Source organism: Fonticella tunisiensis (assembly GCF_004364155.1).
GTDB classification, from domain to species: Bacteria; Bacillota; Clostridia; order Clostridiales; family Caloramatoraceae; genus Fonticella; species Fonticella tunisiensis.
Map to the genome: position 1 here is coordinate 129,019 of NZ_SOAZ01000004.1, position 21,269 is coordinate 150,287.

Sequence of the window (21,269 nt, forward strand, 5' to 3'; positions counted from 1 at the left end):
AAATTCCTCTAAAAGCCTCCAATTTATATACTGAGGAGGTGAGGGATGTGGAGGAATTGTTGGGTCAGGTTTCAAATATCGGCTTTCCAATAGCCCTCTCAATCTATCTTCTAGTAAGACTTGAAGGTAAGCTTGAAAGGCTTTCGGAGAGCATAATTGAACTTTCAAAGACAATCAACTCCATGAACAACAGCCCCAAATAAAAGGATGCTTCAAAGCATCCTTTTTTATTGAATTAGATATTATACATATATTTATTTTTAATTATTCTTAAGAATTGACACGAACATATGTTCGGTTATATAATGTATTTAAATTATCCTGGCTTACAGAGCTTTTATAGGTGTGGTATTAGCGACTAAAAGTCCAGGATAAAATACAGGTTGGGGGTTGAAAAATGATTTACTGTTTAATTCCTGAATATATAGAAGGTACAGGAGACTGCTGCATCCTCTATGGTACAGAGGGGGAAGAAATACAAAGGAAGAAAATAAATTCATCATTAAAGGATTTATTTAATGATAAATGCCTCGATATGAGAACTGTAAAGCATAAATCTTCGAAACTTTTAGGCCAGAGGAATTTAATTCCCCTTTACCTTGGAAGGGATGAAATTCTCATACCCGTTAAGGTTAGAAAGCCAAGGGTTCACAGGGACACGGGCTATGGATACGTTAATTTTTATGCAATTAATAATATCAATGAAGAGACAATTCTTCTTAAAAACAATAAAGAAATATTTTTTTGCGAAGGTAAAAGAAGGATTATAAAAAGGATTAAAATGGCAAGAATTATAGAAGAAGCATTTAAAAGCTCATTATGCAGGGAGATGGCCCTGGATTATTTAAGTATCCCTGCCACAAAGGAGGATATATCTTTAATATTAAGGCAAATTGAAGAAATTAAAAGAACGATGGAGAGAATGATGTTGTTGTGATATAATTCTTCCTAGATGATAAAATGGGAGAGATTGTAATGGTTGAAATAGAGGGTACAGTTGAGCATATAGTCTTCAGAAACGAAGAAAATGGATATACAGTAGCTAAAATTAAATACAACAAGGATTTAATCTCAGTAGTTGGCTATATGCCATTTTTAAATGAGGGCCAGAGGGTTAAAATTCAGGGAGAATGGACGCTTCATCAGACCTTCGGGCAGCAGATAAAGGTTGAAAGCTGCGAGGAGATAATGCCTGCAACTGTTGAGGGAGTTGAAAAGTACCTTGCATCGGGGCTTATTCCCGGAATAGGACCCGTAACTGCCAGAAAGATAGTTGAAAAGTTCGGAGTAGATGCCCTTGATATTATGGAGATGAACCCCGAGAGGCTTACGGAGGTTGAGGGTATAGGTGAGAAGAAGGCGGCAAAAATTGCCGAGGCCTTTCAGGAGCAGAGGGAGCTCAGGCAAGTTATGGTTTTTCTCCAGAGCTATGGGATAACAGCAACCTATGCAATTAAGATATATAAAAAATATGGACAGAACACGATAAAGACCGTTAAGGAAAACCCATATAGGCTCTGCGACGACATATCTGGAATAGGTTTTAAGACGGCAGACAAGATAGCCCGAAACCTGGGAGTAGATCCATCCTCACTCTCAAGAGTCATGGCAGGTATAAAATATGTACTGAACCTGAGCACGTCTAACGGCCACGTTTACCTTCCAAGGCTTATGCTTCTTGATGAATGTGCAAGGCTTTTAAACGTCCCTCCGGACCTCGTGGAGGATGCCCTAATCAGCCTTTCTGCATCAAAGCAGGTTGTAATTGAACAGGTGGATGGTGAACAGGTGGTTTACCTTAATTCCTTTTATTATTCTGAACTCGGTGTTGCCAAACGGCTTATAGAGCTTTCGCTTCAAAAGGTGAGGGAAAATTTCGACACAATAGAGGAGGAAATAAAGGAATACGAGGATGAAAACGACATAACCTTTGCTGAGGAACAAAAATTGGCAATAATGGAAGGGGTTAAAAATGGCGTATGTGTCATAACCGGGGGTCCTGGAACGGGAAAGACGACAATAATTAAATGTATAATAAAGATATTTGAAAAGAGGGGAATGCACATAGTTCTTGCGGCTCCAACGGGAAGGGCTGCAAAGAGGATAACGGAGACAACCGGCTATGAAGCTAAAACCATTCACAGGCTCCTTGAAATGGAGTTTATGCCTGACGAACATGGAAATGTATTTGCAAAGGATGAAGGGGATCCAATTGAAACCGATGTAATCATAATAGATGAGGCATCGATGGTTGACATACTTCTCATGAACAGCCTCCTTAAGGCTGTGGCACCATCTACAAGGCTTATAATAGTAGGTGACGTTGATCAGCTTCCATCCGTGGGCCCCGGAAACGTATTAAGGGACATAATAGAGAGCCGTGCAATAAGCGTCGTAAGGCTCAACAGGATTTTCAGGCAGTCCGATGAGAGCCTTATAACTCTAAACGCACACAAAATAAACAACGGTGAAATGCCTATACTAAACGACAGAGAAAAGGACTTTTTCTTTATACAGAAGAACAATCCGCAGCTTATAGTTGAGGAGATACTGGAGCTTGTAAGCAGGCGACTTCCCGCCTTTAAAAACAGGTTTGATCCAATGAAGGATATTCAGGTGCTTTCCCCTATGAGAAAGGGAGAGACCGGGATATATAACCTCAATGTGAGGCTTCAAAACATTTTAAATCCTCCTTCTCAAGATAAAAAAGAAAAGAGCTTCAGGGATTATGTCTTTAGAGAAGGGGATAAGGTTATGCAGATAAAAAACAACTACAACATTGAGTGGACATCGGTGGATGGCTTAGAGGTTGTAAAGGGAACAGGAGTTTATAATGGAGATATAGGTTATATCGATGAGATAGATGAAGAGAATCAGACAGTGACAGTAATATTTGATGATAAAAAGGTTGTTTATGATTTTACAAGCCTTGATGAGCTTGAGCTTGCCTATGGAATTACAATTCATAAAAGCCAGGGAAGTGAGTTTCCCGTTGTTGTAATTCCTGTAACCTACGGTCCTCCAATGCTTATGGCAAGAAACCTTATATATACGGGGGTTACCAGGGCTAAAAAGCTTGTGATACTTGTTGGTATGCGACAGGCACTTCTAAACATGATAAATAATAATACAATAATACAGAGATATTCAGGCCTCAGGGAGAGAATTACAAGCTATGTCAATTTGATATCGGCTTCGCAAAGGGAAATGGGTGATTGAAAGTAAGCATATTTTATTGTGCCTTAAAGGGGAGTGTAAACATGGATGTTGTTATATATAGGGCAAAGGGAAGCGGTGGATACCTTTACGATATGTCATTAAATCCCCGGGTGGATTATGAGATATTGAAAAGAACAAGAAAAATAAACAGAATGGACATCATCTCCGATCCTATTCCCTTTGAAAAGGGCGAAGAGTTATTGAGAAGGATATATGGCAAGTCATCAATTTTAGGAAGGATAGTATCATCCGAAAGCCTTTTTATAAACAACATATTTAAAAAACATAACATAAAGAGGGTTGAAATAAGGGTATCCGATGGATTTACCCTTCCACCTCTTGAGGATATTTCAAGGGTTGAGGAGTTTATCGTTGGGAAAATCATAACCCTCGACAGGCTTTTGGATTTTCATGATAAAATGAATATAAGCTATCATGAAATCACGGATATAATACAGGCACTTTATTGTGAAAGGCGTATAAAGATGGTGCCTGCCGTTAAAAGGATTAGAAACAAAAGGGTATGTTTTCTGTGCAGCAGGGAAAGCTGTGGAGGCTGCTGCTATGGATTTAAGGATGACGATATACTTCTTTATGCAGCTGATAACTATAACCTTGATACACCCAGGAGGATAGAAATAAAAAAAAGGAAGCTTTCTGATGTTGTTAAAAATGCCGGGGAAAGGTTTAAGGCCTTTGTAAACTCCAGAAAGGATCTAGCATTTATATGGACTGCCCCAAACTCCTTCGAATATGATGTGCTTTTGGAGGGCATTGGAGACGTAATTAGAAAGGGCAGAAAGGTACTTTATATCACATCAAATTCACTAATATTTGAAGTTAAAGAAGGTTTGAGAAGTATGCTTAAGGGGGCAAGAATTGACAGCACCGATGGCTTTTTCCAAAACTTCAGGGAGCTTGACGTGGCAATATGCTCATACAATGATTACCCATGCTTTTACAAGGCCTTTGACCTTGTTATCCTGGATGAGAGATATTCCTTTATCGAGAAGCCCTTGGCCAATATTTATTTTTTAGGCGAAAGGGCTGCAAAGGAAAGGGGGAAATTTGTAAACATAACCTGCTGTCCCACTAGAAGCAACAGGAAGATATTTAAAGGCTCACCCGAGATGATTGAAATACCTGTATCACCAGTTAGAAATCCCATACCAGAACCAAGAATGATAACGTCGAGGTTTTTGGAGGGAAATGACCCGTTCATCCCTCCCATGGTAATGGATGTTATTAAATGGGCAATGAATCAGAACTCCCGCATAATAATATTCGTACCAGATGAGGAAGGGATCCATAGGATTTATTACTATCTAACTGCAATGGAGGGTATTGAAAGGGATATCGTTGATATATCAACCGACAGGAAAAAGACTCCCTTTATGGCCTTTAAGAAGGGGGAATGTAAGATATTGATCTCTACGGACTTCAAGGATACCCTTCATATTATGGAGGATGTTAACGTTATTGTAATGTACAGCAATCACCCTGCATACAGGGTTGATACACTGGTAAACATGGCGGCAATGGCTGTGATGCACGATAAGAGGAATATCGGGGAGGTTGTTTTTGTCTCATCGGATGAAAGTGAGGCAATGTCCCTGGCAAAATCAACCATAAGAGGTTTAAACAAGTTAGCATGGGAGAAGGGTTATATAAAAAGATAGAATATTTATTTTCATGCCTTTTGGAGGTTTTCTATCCGGAGATTTCAAGCTGCAGCATATGCAGAAGGGTTTTAAAGGAGGATAACAGTCTTTACCTTTGCAGCAGCTGCCTGTCCCAACTAAAGTTTATAGGGGATATGGATAGGGATGATGTTTTTAATGGTGCAGCCTCAAACCCCTTAGGAATAGATCCTGCTTTTGACGGGTGGATGTCCATATGTTTTTATGAGGGTATCGCAAGGGAAATGGTTCACAGGTTAAAATATAATGGCTATAGGGAAATTGCCCTTTCTATGGCGGCGATGATGGAGAGAGTTTTAAGTGAGAGTGTATCGGCATATGATATAATTGTGCCGGTACCTGCATCAGATGCAAGGATGAAAAAAAGAGGGTATAACCAGGCAGAGCTTATAGCAAATGAACTTTCAAATCTTGTAAATATTCCTGTGAAAAAACTTCTTTCAAAAACCCGGGATACACCCTCTCAAGTATTGTATGATGCAGGAGCAAGATGGTATAATGTTAAGGGTAGTTTTTCATGTAACTCAGACCTTCATGGGAAGTCAGTGCTTCTCGTTGATGATGTGATTACAACTGGAGCTACAATGCATTATTGCGCAGAGGAGATTAAGCTTAGGGGAGCAAAATATGTTTTAGCCCTATCCTTTGCAAAATCCATATAAAGTTTATAAAGATATATGCTAATTAGGTCTGTGGTTGAAAATCGATGCCAGCCGCAGGCGAAACGATCCACGTAAGCCAAACAAAGTTTGGTGAGCATGGTGCGGTTTAGAAGTAAGTCCTGCCGGGGCATTAGGCCTCGAGAGGGGGATTAGTGAGAGGAATAAACCTTAAGCAAAACCTCCAGCAGGCGGGTGTGGGGGCAAAGACCAGGTCAGCTAATTAGCGTTATCTTTATTATATCTGCAAAAAACCTGGCTGAATGGCCAGGTTTTTTCTGCATTCTCTCACCTGAAACTTCTTTGTAAGGCGTAGTCGTGAGAGCAATATATTTTTTATCACAGCGTTTTTTAAAATAAAACTAGCTATACATGAAATAAAACTCACCACAAGATTATGAAAACAGTTTCATTAGTAATAATCTAAACTTGAGCTAAGAAAGCTTTTATATTTACCTTAACGTTTTGCAGTACCTAGCGGAGATAAAAAATATATGAAATTCACATAAAGCGGGCAACTAGAAGTTCTTGGCGAAGGGATGCAGAAAAATCCTAGAACTTTCGTGACTTAAGAGAAGCGAGTTTAACGAAAGTTCTTGATTTTTCAAATCCCGAGCCTTAGAACTTCTTTGCTAAGCGTACTGGTGAATGAAATATATTTTTTATTGCAGCATCGATCTATAAATTTATCTAACACAACGCGTTAAATTGTTATTTTCATAAAAAACATTCAACTGGATAAAATATTTATGTGGTAATATAATTTTGCATATGCGATGTGTTCGGTATGGTCAAAATATCTACAATTAATCCACAAAGATATGGATGCAGAAATATAGGTAGACAAGGTTATTCACATTGTTATTAACATTATCCACAGGGACTTTTAACATTATCCACATGGGAACATAAGGGTTATCAACAGCGTTAAACAAATTATTTTATACATTGAATATTCGATTTGTAAAATAAATATACATTTTAGGACAATATGTAATTATTTAAAATATTTTGACATATATATTGAACTTCTTGGAAAAAAATATTAGAATATATATAAATAAAAGGAGTCCCTTAACATCATAATGAAAGGGGTAGATTTTATGAAGTTTATGATTACAGGGAAGAACATAGCCTTAACTGATGCTTTAAGAGACACAGTTGAAAGGAAGCTTGGAAAGCTTGACAAGTACTTCGGCCCCGAGGTTGAGGTCCATGTAACTTTGGGAGTTCAAAAAACTAACCAGACAATAGAAGTTACGATTCCTTTCAATGGAGTAATTTTAAGGGGAGAAGAAACAACTGGAGATATGTATTCATCCATAGATAACGTAGTTGAAAAGCTGGAAAGGCAGATTATAAAACATAAAACAAAGCTGGAAAAAAGAATTCATGAGGGCACCCTAAGGTTTACAGATGTGCCGAGATATAATGAGGAGGATAAGGAACCTCAGGTAGTTAGAACCAAAAGGTTTGCAATAAAGCCTATGGATGTTGAAGAGGCAATACTTCAAATGGACCTTTTAGGACACAACTTCTTCGTTTTCCAGAACTCGGATTCAGAGGAAGTAAACGTAGTATATAAGAGAAAAGACGGAAACTACGGCTTAATAGAACCGGAATTTTAACAGGTGTGTACAAGGATGGCTTTGCCATCCTTTTTTAATTTAAAGGACGCGTTTTCAAAGTCAAAACCGGCACAACATGTTACTTTATTGCTAATACATCTTCAAAATGCTATAATCATTTTATACTATAAAAGAGGGTGAAAAGATGGGTTTATTGGAAAAAATATTTGGAACCTACAGTGATAGAGAGATTAAAAGAATAGTTCCTATTGTTGATAAAATAGAGGCTCTGGATGAGAAGATGCAAAGGCTTACCGACGCTGAGCTCAGGGCTAAAACCGATGAATTTAAGGAAAGGCTTAAAAATGGGGAAACCCTTGATGACATCCTTCCTGAAGCCTTTGCGGTAGTGCGTGAAGCATCATGGAGAACCCTTGGAATGAAGCACTTTAGGGTTCAGCTCATAGGTGGAGTTGTCCTCCATCAGGGAAGAATTGCTGAAATGAAAACAGGTGAAGGCAAAACCCTTGTGGCCACCTTACCTGCATATCTTAACGCTCTAACGGGAAAGGGAGTTCACATAGTTACCGTAAACGACTACCTTGCAAAGCGTGACAGGGAGTGGATGGGAAAGATATACGAATTCCTTGGCCTTACTGTAGGGGTTATAGTGCATGACCTTGACGCAGAAGAAAGAAGGGCAGCGTACAACGCAGACATTACCTATGGTACAAACAACGAGTTCGGATTTGATTATCTAAGGGACAACATGGTTATTTATAAGGAAGAAATGGTTCAGAGGGAGCTTAACTTTGCCATTATAGACGAAGTTGACTCCATATTAATTGACGAAGCCAGAACGCCACTTATAATATCCGGTGCAGGAGATAAATCCACCTATTTATATAAATATGCAGATTCTTTTGTAAAGATATTAAAGAAGGATGAGGACTTTAAGGTTGATGAGAAGCAGCACGCCGTAACCCTTACAGAAAGCGGAGTTGAAAAGGCGGAAAAATACTTCAACCTTGAAAACTACGCAGACCCAGAAAATATAGAAATACAGCACCATGTAATACAGGCCCTTAAGGCGCATAACCTCATGAAGAGGGATATAGACTACGTAGTTAAGGACGGAGAAGTAATAATAGTTGACGAATTCACAGGAAGGCTTATGTACGGAAGAAGGTACAGCGACGGCCTTCATCAGGCAATTGAGGCAAAGGAAGGGGTTAAGGTTGAAAGAGAATCAAAAACCCTTGCTACAATAACCTTCCAGAATTACTTCAAGCTCTACAGAAAGATTTCAGGTATGACTGGTACCGCCCAGACAGAGGAGAACGAGTTCAGGGAAATATACGGCCTTGACGTTGTAGTAATACCTACAAACAAGCCCATGATAAGGGTAGACCATCCTGATGTAGTATACAAAACCGAAAAGGCCAAGTTTAACGCAATTGTTGAGGAGATAGTAGAAACCCACAGGAAAGGGCAGCCGGTGCTTGTCGGTACGATAAGCATTGAGAAGTCAGAAATGCTCTCAGACATGCTTAAAAAGAGGGGAATACCGCACCAGGTTCTTAATGCAAAGTACCATGAAAAGGAAGCAGAAATCATATCCCATGCCGGGGAAAAGGGAATGGTTACAATTGCAACCAACATGGCAGGACGTGGTACCGACATTAAGCTGCAAGATGGTGTTCAGGAGCTTGGAGGGCTTAAAATAATAGGTACTGAAAGACACGAATCAAGGCGTATAGATAATCAGCTGAGAGGACGTGCAGGCCGTCAGGGTGACCCTGGTTCCTCAAGATTTTATATATCCCTTGAAGACGATCTCATGAGGCTCTTTGGCTCAGATAGAATAAAGGGAGTTGTTGAAAGGCTTGGTCTTCCAGATGACGAGCCGATTGAAAGCAAGATGGTTTCAAATGCCATAGAACAGGCCCAGAAGAAGGTTGAAGGCAACAACTTTGAAATAAGAAAGTCCCTTCTCCAGTTCGATAATGTAATGAACAAGCAAAGGGAAATCATATACGAGCAGAGAAGAAAGGTCCTTGAGGGAGAAAACCTGAGGGGAAACATTCTTGAAATGGTAAAGGATGTCGTTGAAGCTGCAGTGGATGCCCATACTTCAGATGAAAGGCACAGGGAAGATTGGGATATAAAGGGTATTGTAACATACCTTGAGGACGTGTTTATACCTAGGGGACTGCTAAAGGTTGAAGAGCTTCAGGAAATGTCAAAGGATGAGATGAAGAAAAATATACTGGACATTGCCTACAGGCTCTACGAGGAGAAGGAAAAGGAATTTGAAGAAGATCAGATGAGAGAAATAGAGAGGGTTATCCTTCTCCGTGCCGTTGACCTCAAATGGATGGATCATATTGATGCAATGGATCATCTTAAGCAGGGCATAGGGCTTCGTGCCTACAGGCAGAGGGATCCGGTTCAGGAATACCAGATCGAAGGTATGAACATGTTTGAAGAGATGATATATAATATCAAGGAGGAGACGGTAAGGTTCATATACAGGGTTCAGCCCGAAAGAAAGGTTGAAAGGGAAAGGGTTGCAGAACCTACTTCAACCAACATGGACGAATCAGTAAAAAAGGAGCCCATTAGAAAGGAAAAGAAGATAGGAAGAAATGATCCGTGTCCATGTGGAAGCGGAAAGAAGTATAAAAACTGCTGCGGAAGGAATGTATAACAAGGCACAACATACGTTGTGCCTTTATCCTTGTTAATAATATCATATTAGGATATAATAGATTAGTGAATTTGAAAGGATGGTGGTAGTAGTGCATATAGCATTCGAGGAACATTATGCAGCTATAGGACCCATGAGGGAGACTTTAAAGGAAATGGGGGCTTCTCTTTGACATAGAGGGGCTTAAGGTTGAAATACAAAAACTTGAAAATCAGATGCATGAGCAGGATTTCTGGAACGATATCGAAAATGCCCAGAAGGTTATGCAAAAATCAAAGGCTTTAAAGGATAAGGTGGAAAGGTTTGAAAGCCTTTTAAGCAGGGTTGATGACCTTGAAGTTTTAATCGAGCTTTCTGATGATGAGGAGGATTTATCTTCCCTGAGTGAAATTGCATCTGAAAGAAAGGCCATTGAAAAGGAAATAGACGAGTTTAGAATTCAAATCCTTTTATCAGGTGAATACGATAAAAACGATGCAATACTGACAATACATGCAGGTGCAGGTGGGACAGAGGCCTGCGACTGGGCGTCAATGCTTCTTAGGATGTATACAAGATGGGCTGAGGAAAAGGGTTACAGGGTTGAAATCACCGACTTTCTCCCAGGGGATGAAGCCGGAGTTAAAAGCGTAACCCTTGAAATTAAGGGAGAATATGCCTATGGATATTTAAAGGCCGAAAAGGGTGTCCACAGGCTAGTTAGAATATCCCCCTTCGACGCGGCAGGAAAGAGGCATACATCCTTTGCATCCGTTGAAGTTCTGCCTGAGATTACGGATGATCAGGACATAGAGATAAGGCCCGAGGATCTTAAAATTGATACCTATCGTTCGGGTGGTGCAGGAGGCCAGTACGTAAACAAAACCGAATCTGCGATTAGAATTACTCACCTGCCAACGGGTATAATAGTTCAGTGCCAGAACGAGCGATCCCAGCATGCAAACAGGGATAAGGCTATGAAAATGCTAAAGTCTAAACTCATAGAGCTTAAGGAGCGTGCCCACAAGGAAAAGATAGAGGACCTTACGGGGGACCTTAAGGAAATAGGCTGGGGAAGTCAGATAAGGTCATACGTATTCCAGCCCTATACAATGGTAAAGGACCACAGAACGGGCGTTGAAATAGGAAACATCCAGGCTGTAATGGATGGGGAAATAGATGAGTTTATAAATGCATATTTAAAGGGACAGGCCAAATAGTGTCTGTCCCTTTTCTACTCCTTCACGAGTAAACAGGACTTTGAGTACTCCCTGAACCCGTTGGATTTAAAAAACTCAGCCGACCCTTCCGATATGGTGTCAGTAAAAATAGGAAGTATGCTGCTGCTTTTAAATATCTGTATGGCGTCGTTTAAAATAACGGTTCCTATTCCCCTGCGGTGGAGAGCTCCATCAACTGCAATTTTTATGATATATCCATAGCCAAAGCCCCTGTTAAGCCTTAAAATGCTAAAGCCAATTAGGCTTTCCTTGCTCAGGCACAACCTGATTTTTATGTTTCTGTCCCTTGAAAGGGTTGAAATATCGTCAAATGAAAGCCTCCAGGTGTTTGAAAAGAGGCTTCTGTCCATATATTCAAGCTGCATAAGGTACTCCATGCTGAAGTCTATTATTTCACATGGATAGCTTTTAAGTGAAAGGTTATAGTCCATTTTATAAAACCCCGATACTTTGTAGTGATTTTTAAATCCAATATGTCTGAAGGGCTCTATGAAGTCATCGGTAATATGGGATAAAAATATACGCCCTTTAAGCATAGGTGTTATAAAGCTCACCATATCGATGGTTTCTTCTATGGTTGATGAAAAGCATCTTATAAGTATGCCGTCAAAATATTCCACAGGATAGCAGAAGGAAAGGAGGTTTATGTCGCTTACTATCATATAACCTGACTTATACACCCTATGAATGTAATTTCTATCTAAAACATTGCCTGGATTATGCTTAATTATTCTTCTAAAATCAAGTTCAGTCGCTATATGAGCCATGATATCACCGTTTCTCAATGCTTTCCCGCTTTGAATAATAAATCAAAACAAAGAGGAGTAAAAAACACATTGACAGGATAATAAAATTTCTCATATTACTGCTGTTTTGAACTTTATATGAGAAGGCAACCTTAACATCCTTAGTTTTAAGGTATGAGGAAACAACTGCAAATACCTCCTCAGTTTTTTCCATGTTGAAGTTTTTTATAGTGTCCTCTGGAGTATGTATTTTAGTTGTGTCATCATGTATGAGGGTTACAGCATTTATTCCCTTAATGCAGAAGGGTCCGTGGTCGCTGTTGTTTTCATTAAGCAAATTGGTGTTTATCTGAAGCTTCCTTGCAATATCTTCGATCTCCCTAGAAAAGCTTTCGTCGGCCCCATAGGTAAGTATTGAAAGGGGTATATTCTTTACAGCTCCCACCATATCGAAATTTATGCATTCTCCATTATTAATATCAACGGGAGGATGGTTTACAAAATATTCAGAGCCTACAAGCCCAACCTCTTCACCGTTGAAGGCAGCAAATATTATGGTTCTGTCGTTTTTGCCGGAGCTTTTTAAAACCCTTGCAAGTTCCAAGAGAAAGGCAGTACCCGATGCGTTGTCAAAGGCACCAGGATATATAACCCCATCTGCGTCAAAGCCCACGTGATCAAAGTGTGCGGAGAGGATTATGGGAGGTAAATTAGGTTTTTTGCCTTTAATCATTCCAATTACATTGCTTGCAGTTACCTTTTTAATATCGAGGGAGCTTTTTATTTCAAAGGTATATCCCTTGTTAGAAAAATCTAAAAGCTCCTTAAACACCTTATCCGTTACCATAACCTTGACTATTCCCCGGGCATAGTCTGACTGAAGCTTATATGGGCTTCTAAACCTGTAGTTCATATTCGAGGAATATACCACAGCTGAAATGCCTTTAGTTTTAAGCGCAAGGTCATTTTCATAATCTGAGGCCATTTCACTTATTTTGCCGCCTGATGAAAGAAGGATGTTTCCTTTAGAAGAAAGCTCTGTCTTTGCTCTGCCGAGAACCGTTCCAGGTGCGGAGGCCCCATAGGGCATTTCTTTAAATTCAGTTCCGTAGGCGTATTCTTTAACTTTCTTTCCTTTAAGGTCGTATATTTTAAAATAGCAGCTTCCATCAAGCAGAGGCGTTATTATTTCAAAGCTTTGAAGGTATGTTCCATTATCTCCTCCAGGATCAAGGCCTATGCTTTTAAAATATTCTTCGATGTATTTTTGTGCCTTTAAATTTCCATCCTCCCCAACAAGCCTTCCTTTATACTCCTTTGAAGACAGTTCATTTACTATGTTATAAACATTAATTGGCTCAAAGGAGGTACCAGCATAGGTATGTAAATTGAAGAAGGAAAAAATAAACATCAATGTGAAAATTATAATAAATTTTCTTCGCCTCATAAAATCACCTCGTTAATTTATATGCCGTACAGCTTTAATATTTCACAACAATATATACGAGTTATCCATAAAATTGGTGGATAACTTTGTTGATAATGCTGTGGGTTGAGGCTGGATAACTTTTCTTTGTTGATAAAATGTGGATAAATTTGTGGAAAAGTGGATAAGCTCCCTGGAAAACTAAAATATCATTAAAGTATGAGGAAGGGAATATAATAAAATGAAACGCTTTTAGGCAGGTGATTCAATGGCGGATGAAGCAAACAGGGAACTTGATAATGAGATAGATGATTTTTTAAGAAAGGTAATAGATAAAGTAAAAGAAAACCAATCAAAAAACGATTTTGATGATATAGAGGATTTCTTTGATGAGTTTATAACAAGTTCACTTTCCTACGGCCTAAAGGACGGTAAGAAGGCTCCCTATTTTCCATGTGATACCTGTAAAAGAAAGCAGATAATAACGGAACAGTACAACAGGGAATGCAGAAGGGAATACATACCTCCATATGTGGATAAGGATGCAAGGGATTACAAGCTTGCACTTGTAATAGACAGGATAGATGATAAAATAGTTGAGAAGGTATTCAGGTATCTTCTGCTTAGAATAAGCATCAAGGAAATAACAGACGTTATAGACGACCCGGAGTGGAGAAAGCAGGCTGAGTCATTACTCCTTGCAAGGGGATATATGTCCTTCATAGAGCAGGAGTTTGGAAGAATAAACAAAAAACTTATTATACAGATACTTTTTGATATAAACTACTGCTATTTTAACTACTACTATAAAAGAAACCTCACTGAGCATGAAATTGTGAATATGCTTAAATATTATATAATAATTGTACTTAGGGACAGGATAAAGGAGAGCCTCTTTAGGATTGTAAAGATTATAGAGCTTGAGCTTGAGTATAAAATTGCAGTTATTGAAAGCGAGATAAGGTACCTTATAAAGTGCATACTCCAGGAGATTTTAATAACTCCAATTCCTGCCGCAAACTATAATATAACCTCCTTCAACAAAATAGGAAGCTTAACGGATCTTTTAAAGATTTTAAATGGACTCGATGGTGGAAAACATGATGAAAGGGGAGATTTCAGACATATAAGGGATACAATAAGAAAGTATGAGAAGGTTATAAGAACAACCCTTGAACTTTTAAACAGGAAGATAAAGGAATATGAGGATCTCATAAGCCAGAGGACCTTCATCGTTGGAGTCACAGGAATATGCGAGAGGCCAACCGTTACTCCTATAGAAATAAATGGAAGGGAACCAATAGTTGTTCCACCCCAACCTGTTATAGTATTAAACCCACCAAAAAAATAGGCAGTTTACATTTTAAAATATATACTCTGTAGGCTGCCTTTCTTGTTGTAATTTGTTCATTTTTGAGTTAAATTTATATTATGAGAATTATCTTTTATGAGGTGTTATGTTATGGAAGATGGACCTGGTGAGACAAATAAATAGATCCTGTTTCAGGGGCGTTTCTGTATCCTGAAACGGGATACGGAAAGGAGATGCAGCATGATACAGATATTTAAGACAAGCCCCGAGGGGAAAACATCTGAAATCGACAGCATTGAACACGGCTGCTGGATTAACCTTAAAAATCCAACAGAGACAGAGCTTGAATACGTTTCCCAAAGGACAGGACTATTTCTTGAGTTTTTAAGGGCCCCCCTTGATGAAGAGGAGAGCTCAAGAATTGAAGTGGATGAGGACCAGATTTCCGTTATTGTGGACATTCCCGTAATGGATGTTCAAAATAAATCCGTTGAGTACTATACAATACCGCTTGGTATAGTGCTTAATGACAGCGTAATCGTAACCGTATGCCTTCAGGATAATAGGGTGATAGATGATTTTGCTGCTCAGAAGGTTAAAGGCTTCTATACCTTTAAAAAGTCAAGGTTTATACTTCAAATACTTTACAAGATTGCTTCATATTATCTTTGCTACCTTAAGCAGATAGACAAAACAAGCCATGTTATAGAGGCAAGGCTTCACAGATCTATGAAAAACAAGGAGCTTATACAGCTTCTATCCCTTGAGAAGAGCCTTGTATATTTCTCAACATCCCTTAAGGCAAACGAGATAACCCTTGAGAAGATGCTTAAGCTTGAACTTATGCAGAAGTATGAAGAGGACAGGGATGTCCTGGAGGACGTTATAATAGAGAACAAGCAGGCAATTGAGATGGCTAATATATACAGCAATATATTGAGCGGCACAATGGATGCCTTTGCATCCATTATATCGAACAACTTAAACATAGTAATGAAGTTTCTTGCATCAATAACGATAGTTATGTCCATTCCAACCATGATTGCAAGCTTTTTTGGAATGAACATAGATGCTATGCCCCTTAGCAAAAACCCCTATGGATTTCCCATTATTATTGGAATTACTGGTATAATATCCGCAGTTGTTGCTTATATACTGGCCAAAAAGAATATGTTTTGATGAAGGTGGCTGTCTTTTTTAGGCAGCCTCCTAAATCATACAGCTATTTATTCACCATAGGAGCTCAACAATTATCAATGGAATAAATTATTTGGTTTAACTAAAATTTGAATAGTGATATAATTATATTGGAACCCTATTAAATTTGAAGGAGATGCTAGCTTGGCATTATTTTATATAGTTCTTATAATAGTTTTAGCTGTGTTTCATTTTTATAAAATTAGGGAGTATTCCCATTATAAGTTTTTATACGAAAGGGTAAAGGACGTCAACAACATACTCATAAAGGTGTCTGAAGATTTAAACGATTTCCGTGATATAGATGCCCTCTACAAGGAACTTCTCAGGGATACAATAAGCCTTATAGAAGGTGCCCAGACAGGAAGCATACTAATATATAACCCTGCTAAGGATATAATGGAGTATAAGGCATCCGAAGGGTTTGACTTTAATGAGCTTAAAAAGGTGCGTCTTAAAAAAGAGGAGCTGTTCCTGTATAAAACAACAAAGCTCAAATCACCTGATATAATTAAAAACCCAATCATATTCGACAGTGAAAATCTCACAGAGGAGAATTTCGATATGCTAATCTCAACAAAGGCCCTTGATATTAAATCTACCATGAGTGCCCCGCTTTATGTAAATGGTGAATTCTATGGAATTATAAACGTTGATAATAAAGAAAATGAAAATGCCTTCAGCAAAAATGACATAAGACTCATTCAATATATTTCAAGGCATCTTGAAATAGCAATTAAGAACGTTCTTCTCATGAATGAACTGTGGATTGCACTTAGAATAGACAAGCTTACGGGCATATATAACAGGAGATATTTTGAGGAGATAATGGAAGAAGTAATAAAGACAGCTGAAACGACTGGCAGAAAGTTCTCTCTGGTTATGATAGATATGGATGACTTTAAACTCATAAACGACACCTATGGGCATAAGGCAGGGGATGAGGTTCTAAAGTTCTTTGCAAAGGTTCTTGATGAGAGTAAAGGAGAAAACGATATCGTTGCAAGGTATGCGGGTGACGAGTTTATAATGGTCGTTTATGAAGATGATATAGATAGGATTAAGGAAAGGATAGAATGTATGAGGGAGCGGTTGAAGGACTGCCCCGTTAAAGGAGCCGATGCATCCTTCAGCGCAGGAATTTATACCTATGAGAAGGGCTTTAGTCTTGACCGGCTGGTAAGCCGTGCAGATGCCAACATGTACAGTGAAAAGAAAGCGAGAAAAGCAGAAAGAGCAGCTGCCTCTGATTAGGGAAGCCTGTTGCATTGTAAAATTCATTTTAACAAAATAACTTGCATGAAAAAACATAAATGTTAAAATATTAAAAGTAACATACAAAATAATTAATGGTGGAGGTAGTCATATGTCTTTAAAGGGCAACATGGAGATGATCCTAAGCAACGCAATGATTAAATTTGAAAAGGAAGAGGTAGGACGTGGAGCAGAGGAAGCGATGGCCCACATTTTTAAAGACATGATCATTATAAGGCTTAAAAAGGTCCTGACCCCTGCTGAAAAAACCCTTGCCCTTACACAGGAGGGGAGAAGAACCATAAAGGAATTTAGATATATGCTTGAAGATGTGCTCAGAACCAAAATGGAGAAGCTGGTTGAGGATATTGTAGGGGTTAAGGTTGTAAGCCTTCACTGCGATATAAGCACCAAAACCGGCGAGTACATCATGGTTTTTGTTATGGAGAAAAATATTGAAGAAATGCTCGATGCATAGCCACGGGCAATTTTTTTGCATATTTTTTTAAGTCATTGGCAGTTATTTTACAATAGATATTATATTTAAGAGGAGGTATTAAACTTGGCAGATATAATTAAGATGCTCTCCTGCGAATTTAACGTGAAGGAATGGCAGATAAAAAACACTGTGGATTTAATAGATGCTGGAAATACAATACCCTTTATTGCAAGGTATAGAAAAGAGGCTACAGGAGAGCTTGATGATACAACCCTGAGAAACCTGTTTGAAAGGCTTACATATCTTAGAAATTTAGAGAGCAGAAAAGAAGAGGTTAAAAGGCTGATTGGTGAGCAGGGAAAGTTGACCGAGGAGCTTGCGGCTAAAATAGACAGCGCAATCACTGTAACGGAAGTTGACGACATATACAGGCCCTTCAGACCGAAGAAAAGGACGAGGGCTACAATTGCAAAAGAAAAGGGACTTGAGCCCCTGGCTTTATTTATTCTTGGACAGGATTTTACCACATCCCTTAGGGATGAGGCATCCAGGTACATAAACGAGGAGCTTGGAGTTAAAACGGAGGAAGATGCAATATCAGGTGCAATTGATATAATCGCAGAGGACATATCGGATAACGCAGAATTTAGAAAGAGAATAAGGGAGATGACCTTTAGAGAAGGTTTAATAGTATCTAAGGGAACTAAAGATGAAACATCACCCTATGAAATGTATTATGACTATAGCGAGGCTGTCAAAAGGATCGTTCCCCATAGAATACTTGCAATAAACAGGGGTGAGAGGGAAGAGTTCCTGTCGGTTAAGATTGAAGCCCCTGTTGACATGATAATCTCCTATCTTGAAGAGAAAATCATAAAAAGGCAGGGAGAGGAAACGGAGTACATAAAAGCTGCCGTTAAGGACAGCTACACAAGGCTTATCGCTCCATCCATTGAAAGGGAAATTAGAAATGAGCTTACGGAAAAGGCTGAGGAGCAGGCTATTAAGGTGTTTGCAGCAAACCTTAAGAGTCTCCTTATGACTTCACCTGTAAAGGGAAAGGTTGTCCTTGGATTTGACCCTGGTTTTAGAACGGGCTGCAAGGTTGCAGTAGTTGACGAGACCGGAAAGCTCCTGGACACAGCAACAGTATATTCGACGGCCCCCCAAAACGATATTGAGGGAAGCAAGAAGAAGCTTAAGGAACTTATAAAAAAACACGATGTAGATATCATATCCCTGGGAAATGGTACGGCCTCAAGGGAATCCGAAATATTCCTTTCAGAGCTTATAGCAGAAGTTGAGAAGGAGATGGGAAAGAAGCTCTACTATGTTGTGGTATCCGAAGCAGGTGCGTCGGTTTACTCAGCATCGGAGCTTGCTGCAAAGGAGTTTCCGGATATAAATGTATCCCTGAGGGGTGCTGTGTCGATAGCAAGGAGGCTGCAGGATCCCCTTGCAGAGCTTGTTAAGATAGATCCCAAATCCATAGGAGTTGGCCAGTATCAGCACGATGTATCCCAGAAAAGGCTTGATGAAACCTTAAAGGGAGTTGTTGAGGACTGCGTAAACTCAGTTGGAGTTGATTTAAATACCGCATCGCCATCCCTTCTTTCATATATATCGGGAATAAACGCTGCAATTGCCAAAAATATAGTAGAGTACAGGGAAAGCAACGGCAAGTTTAAGAGCAGAAAGGAGCTTTTAAAGGTTAAAAGGCTTGGTGAAAGGGCCTTTGAACAGTGTGCAGGCTTCCTTAGAATACCTGAAAGCGAAAATGTACTTGATAATACAGCAGTTCACCCCGAGTCCTATGATGCTGCCGTAGCGGTTTTAGGAAAGCTTGGCTACAGCCTCGAGGACGTCAAAAATAGAAAAATAGGCGATATAGATGGAAGGGTTCAGGAATATGGAATAGAAAAGCTCTCCGAGGAAGCAAATATAGGGATTCCAACCTTAAGGGATATAATATCAGAGCTTAAAAAGCCAGGAAGGGATCCAAGGGAGGAACTTCCAAAGCCAATATTCATGTCGGGAGTTATGGAACTTGAGCATTTAAAACCCGGAATGGTGCTCCAGGGAACCGTAAGGAATGTTGCAGACTTTGGAGCCTTTGTAGACATCGGGGTTCATCAGGATGGGCTTGTGCACATATCCGAGCTTTCAGACAGATACATAAAGCATCCCCTTGAGGTTGTAAAGGTAGGGGATATAGTAACCGTTAAGGTTTTGGATGTGGATGTGAACAGAAAAAGGATTTCGTTAACTATAAAGGGGGTTTAACGCCCCTTTTGCTAAGCGTACTGGTGAATGAAATATATTTTTTATCGCAGCGTCTACCTGTAAATATTATCCACCTTTATTCCAATGGACTTTTCAAAGGAGCACTTATGGGAATGGGGGGATTAAAATGCTTTAAATTAAAAGTGGCAAAGTTATAACTATGGCCGGGAAGAACTTCGAACCGAAGTGGTCATTGTAAATGGAGAAATGTATATAGGAGGGATAAAAGTGATACTAATTAAAAACGGAAAAATCCTGACTATGGCAGGGAAAACCATAGAAAATGGGGAAGTTCTAATCGACAATGGCAAAATAGTTGATGTTGGGGAGGAAATAGTTGCACCCCTTGACTGCCAGGTAATCGATGCCGAAGGCGGGTACGTTATGCCAGGAATAATAGATGCCCACTGCCATATAGGAATGTGGGAAGATGGAATGGGTTTTGAGGGGGCAGACGGAAACGAGGCAACTGACCCTGTAACCCCGCAGCTAAGGGCAATAGATGCCATAAACCCTGCAGACTTTTCCTTTAAGGAAGCATATGAAAACGGGGTAACCTGTGTATGTACAGGCCCCGGAAGCGCAAACGTAATTGGAGGGACCTTTACAATAATTAAAACCAGAGGGAAAAGAATAGACGACATGGTGGTAAAGGAGCCTGCCGCCATGAAGATAGCCTTTGGGGAAAATCCAAAGAGGGTATACAATTCAAAGAACAGAATGCCCTCAACAAGAATGGGAACTGCAGCACTTCTCAGGGAAACCCTTTATAAGGCAAAGAGCTACCTTGCAAAGAAGGAAAAGGCAGAAAAGGATCCGGACAAGATGCCGGACTTTGATCTTAAGCTTGAGAGCCTTTTTCCAGTTTTAAAGGGAGAAATGCCCCTTAAGGCCCATGCCCACAGGGCAGACGATATATTTACTGCCATAAGGATTGCAAAGGAGTTTGGAGTAAAGCTAACCCTTGAGCACTGTACAGAAGGACACCTTATAGCAGAGGAACTAGCCAGGGAGGGATATCCTGCAGTGGTTGGTCCAACCCTTACAACAAGGTCAAAGATTGAACTTAAGGAACTTACCTTTGAAGCTCCCAAAAAGCTTGCCGAGGCAGGGGTTAAGATAGCCCTTATGACTGACCATCCTGTAATTCCTGTTCACTACCTTCCTCTTTGTGCGGCCCTTGCCGTTAAGGCAGGCCTTGATGAGGAAACAGCCCTTAAGGCAATAACCATAAACCCTGCTGAAATACTTGGAATTGCGGACAGGGTAGGCTCCATTGAGAAGGGCAAGGATGCAGACATAGTAATATTTGATAAGCATCCACTTGACGTTCAGGCCAATGCAAGGTATGTTTTAATTGATGGAGAGATAGTTTCAAGAAAATAATAAGAGGGCGGAATGGAATCCGCCCTTTTATTGAAATGGGCTTTTCTAAGAAGCACAACAAGCTATATTGTAAATCCCTGACCCTAAAAGTATAAAATATTTGAAATTTAGTACGATAATTAATGTGAGTATATAATTTATTAAAAGGCA

General features: G+C 39.5%; 16 protein-coding genes. 14 read left to right on the top strand and 2 right to left on the bottom strand.

Going from position 1 to position 21,269, the window contains the following annotated elements:
* The first annotated feature begins 47 nt into the window (after nt 1-47).
* From EDD71_RS03810 to prfB, 8 genes are all read left to right on the top strand, one after another.
* A complete protein-coding gene (locus EDD71_RS03810; protein WP_133627412.1) occupies nt 48-203 on the top strand; it encodes a YvrJ family protein in 156 nt (51 codons plus the stop codon).
* A gap of 194 nt (nt 204-397) precedes the next feature.
* The gene (locus EDD71_RS03815) at nt 398-937 is read left to right on the top strand and encodes a hypothetical protein (RefSeq protein ID WP_133627413.1); all 540 of its coding nucleotides are present in this window, start codon (nt 398-400) and stop codon (nt 935-937) included.
* A 38-nt stretch (nt 938-975) separates the two neighbouring features.
* Nucleotides 976-3,219, top strand: coding sequence for an SF1B family DNA helicase RecD2 (recD2, locus tag EDD71_RS03820; protein WP_133627414.1), 2,244 nt, complete (start codon nt 976-978; stop codon nt 3,217-3,219).
* A 41-nt stretch (nt 3,220-3,260) separates the two neighbouring features.
* Complete coding sequence (locus EDD71_RS03825; protein ID WP_133627415.1) at nt 3,261-4,898, top strand: hypothetical protein; 1,638 nt, start codon at nt 3,261-3,263, stop codon at nt 4,896-4,898.
* Complete coding sequence (locus EDD71_RS03830) at nt 4,871-5,581, top strand: ComF family protein (RefSeq protein ID WP_133627416.1); 711 nt, start codon at nt 4,871-4,873, stop codon at nt 5,579-5,581. Before EDD71_RS03825 ends, EDD71_RS03830 begins: the two co-directional genes overlap by 28 nt.
* Nucleotides 5,582-6,681: 1,100 nt before the next feature.
* On the top strand, nt 6,682-7,206 hold the full coding sequence (gene hpf, locus EDD71_RS03835; protein ID WP_133627417.1) for a ribosome hibernation-promoting factor, HPF/YfiA family: 525 nt from the start codon (nt 6,682-6,684) through the stop codon (nt 7,204-7,206).
* A gap of 145 nt (nt 7,207-7,351) precedes the next feature.
* Nucleotides 7,352-9,856 (top strand): preprotein translocase subunit SecA, encoded by a 2,505-nt coding sequence (gene secA / locus EDD71_RS03840; protein ID WP_133627418.1) that lies wholly within the window; start codon nt 7,352-7,354, stop codon nt 9,854-9,856.
* A gap of 91 nt (nt 9,857-9,947) precedes the next feature.
* Nucleotides 9,948-11,055 (top strand): peptide chain release factor 2 gene (prfB, locus tag EDD71_RS03845; RefSeq protein WP_423244798.1). Its coding sequence is split into 2 segments (ribosomal slippage): nt 9,948-10,025 and nt 10,027-11,055, totalling 1,107 coding nucleotides; the frame shifts between segments, so codons are not numbered across the junction.
* Nucleotides 11,056-11,069: 14 nt separating this feature from the next.
* Here the strand turns inward: prfB and EDD71_RS03850 are convergent.
* Complete coding sequence (locus EDD71_RS03850) at nt 11,070-11,861, bottom strand: GNAT family N-acetyltransferase (protein ID WP_133627419.1); 792 nt, start codon at nt 11,859-11,861, stop codon at nt 11,070-11,072.
* Nucleotides 11,848-13,269: a M28 family metallopeptidase gene (locus tag EDD71_RS03855; protein ID WP_133627420.1), complete on the bottom strand. Its 1,422-nt coding sequence runs from the start codon at nt 13,267-13,269 to the stop codon at nt 11,848-11,850. The genes EDD71_RS03850 and EDD71_RS03855 overlap by 14 nt, the downstream gene beginning before the upstream one ends.
* 247 nt (nt 13,270-13,516) lie before the next feature.
* On the opposite strand from EDD71_RS03855, the gene EDD71_RS03860 reads away from it, so the two are divergent.
* The 6 genes from EDD71_RS03860 to EDD71_RS03885 all read left to right on the top strand — a co-directional run bounded on the left by EDD71_RS03860 (nt 13,517) and on the right by EDD71_RS03885 (nt 21,119).
* Nucleotides 13,517-14,599, top strand: a complete 1,083-nt coding sequence (locus EDD71_RS03860) for a hypothetical protein (protein WP_133627421.1) — start codon at nt 13,517-13,519, stop codon at nt 14,597-14,599.
* A 201-nt stretch (nt 14,600-14,800) separates the two neighbouring features.
* Nucleotides 14,801-15,739, top strand: a complete 939-nt coding sequence (locus EDD71_RS03865) for a magnesium transporter CorA family protein (protein WP_133627422.1) — start codon at nt 14,801-14,803, stop codon at nt 15,737-15,739.
* Nucleotides 15,740-15,901: 162 nt separating this feature from the next.
* Nucleotides 15,902-17,011: a sensor domain-containing diguanylate cyclase gene (locus tag EDD71_RS03870; protein WP_133627423.1), complete on the top strand. Its 1,110-nt coding sequence runs from the start codon at nt 15,902-15,904 to the stop codon at nt 17,009-17,011.
* 112 nt (nt 17,012-17,123) lie between these two features.
* Entirely contained in the window at nt 17,124-17,489 is a 366-nt protein-coding gene (locus EDD71_RS03875) for a Na-translocating system protein MpsC family protein (protein WP_133627424.1), read from the top strand.
* An 84-nt stretch (nt 17,490-17,573) separates the two neighbouring features.
* Nucleotides 17,574-19,733: a Tex family protein gene (locus EDD71_RS03880; protein WP_133627425.1), complete on the top strand. Its 2,160-nt coding sequence runs from the start codon at nt 17,574-17,576 to the stop codon at nt 19,731-19,733.
* A 228-nt stretch (nt 19,734-19,961) separates the two neighbouring features.
* A complete protein-coding gene (locus EDD71_RS03885) occupies nt 19,962-21,119 on the top strand; it encodes an amidohydrolase (protein ID WP_133627426.1) in 1,158 nt (385 codons plus the stop codon).
* The last annotated feature ends 150 nt before the right edge of the window (nt 21,120-21,269 follow it).

Coding starts and splice junctions, on each gene's coding strand:
- EDD71_RS03815 (WP_133627413.1), top strand. CDS start 398: ATGATTTACTGTTTAATTCCTGAATATATAGAAGGTACAGGAGACTGC.
- recD2 (WP_133627414.1), top strand. CDS start 976: ATGGTTGAAATAGAGGGTACAGTTGAGCATATAGTCTTCAGAAACGAA.
- EDD71_RS03825 (WP_133627415.1), top strand. CDS start 3,261: ATGGATGTTGTTATATATAGGGCAAAGGGAAGCGGTGGATACCTTTAC.
- EDD71_RS03830 (WP_133627416.1), top strand. CDS start 4,871: ATGGGAGAAGGGTTATATAAAAAGATAGAATATTTATTTTCATGCCTT.
- hpf (WP_133627417.1), top strand. CDS start 6,682: ATGAAGTTTATGATTACAGGGAAGAACATAGCCTTAACTGATGCTTTA.
- secA (WP_133627418.1), top strand. CDS start 7,352: ATGGGTTTATTGGAAAAAATATTTGGAACCTACAGTGATAGAGAGATT.
- EDD71_RS03855 (WP_133627420.1), bottom strand. CDS start 13,269: ATGAGGCGAAGAAAATTTATTATAATTTTCACATTGATGTTTATTTTT.
- EDD71_RS03860 (WP_133627421.1), top strand. CDS start 13,517: ATGGCGGATGAAGCAAACAGGGAACTTGATAATGAGATAGATGATTTT.
- EDD71_RS03865 (WP_133627422.1), top strand. CDS start 14,801: ATGATACAGATATTTAAGACAAGCCCCGAGGGGAAAACATCTGAAATC.
- EDD71_RS03875 (WP_133627424.1), top strand. CDS start 17,124: ATGTCTTTAAAGGGCAACATGGAGATGATCCTAAGCAACGCAATGATT.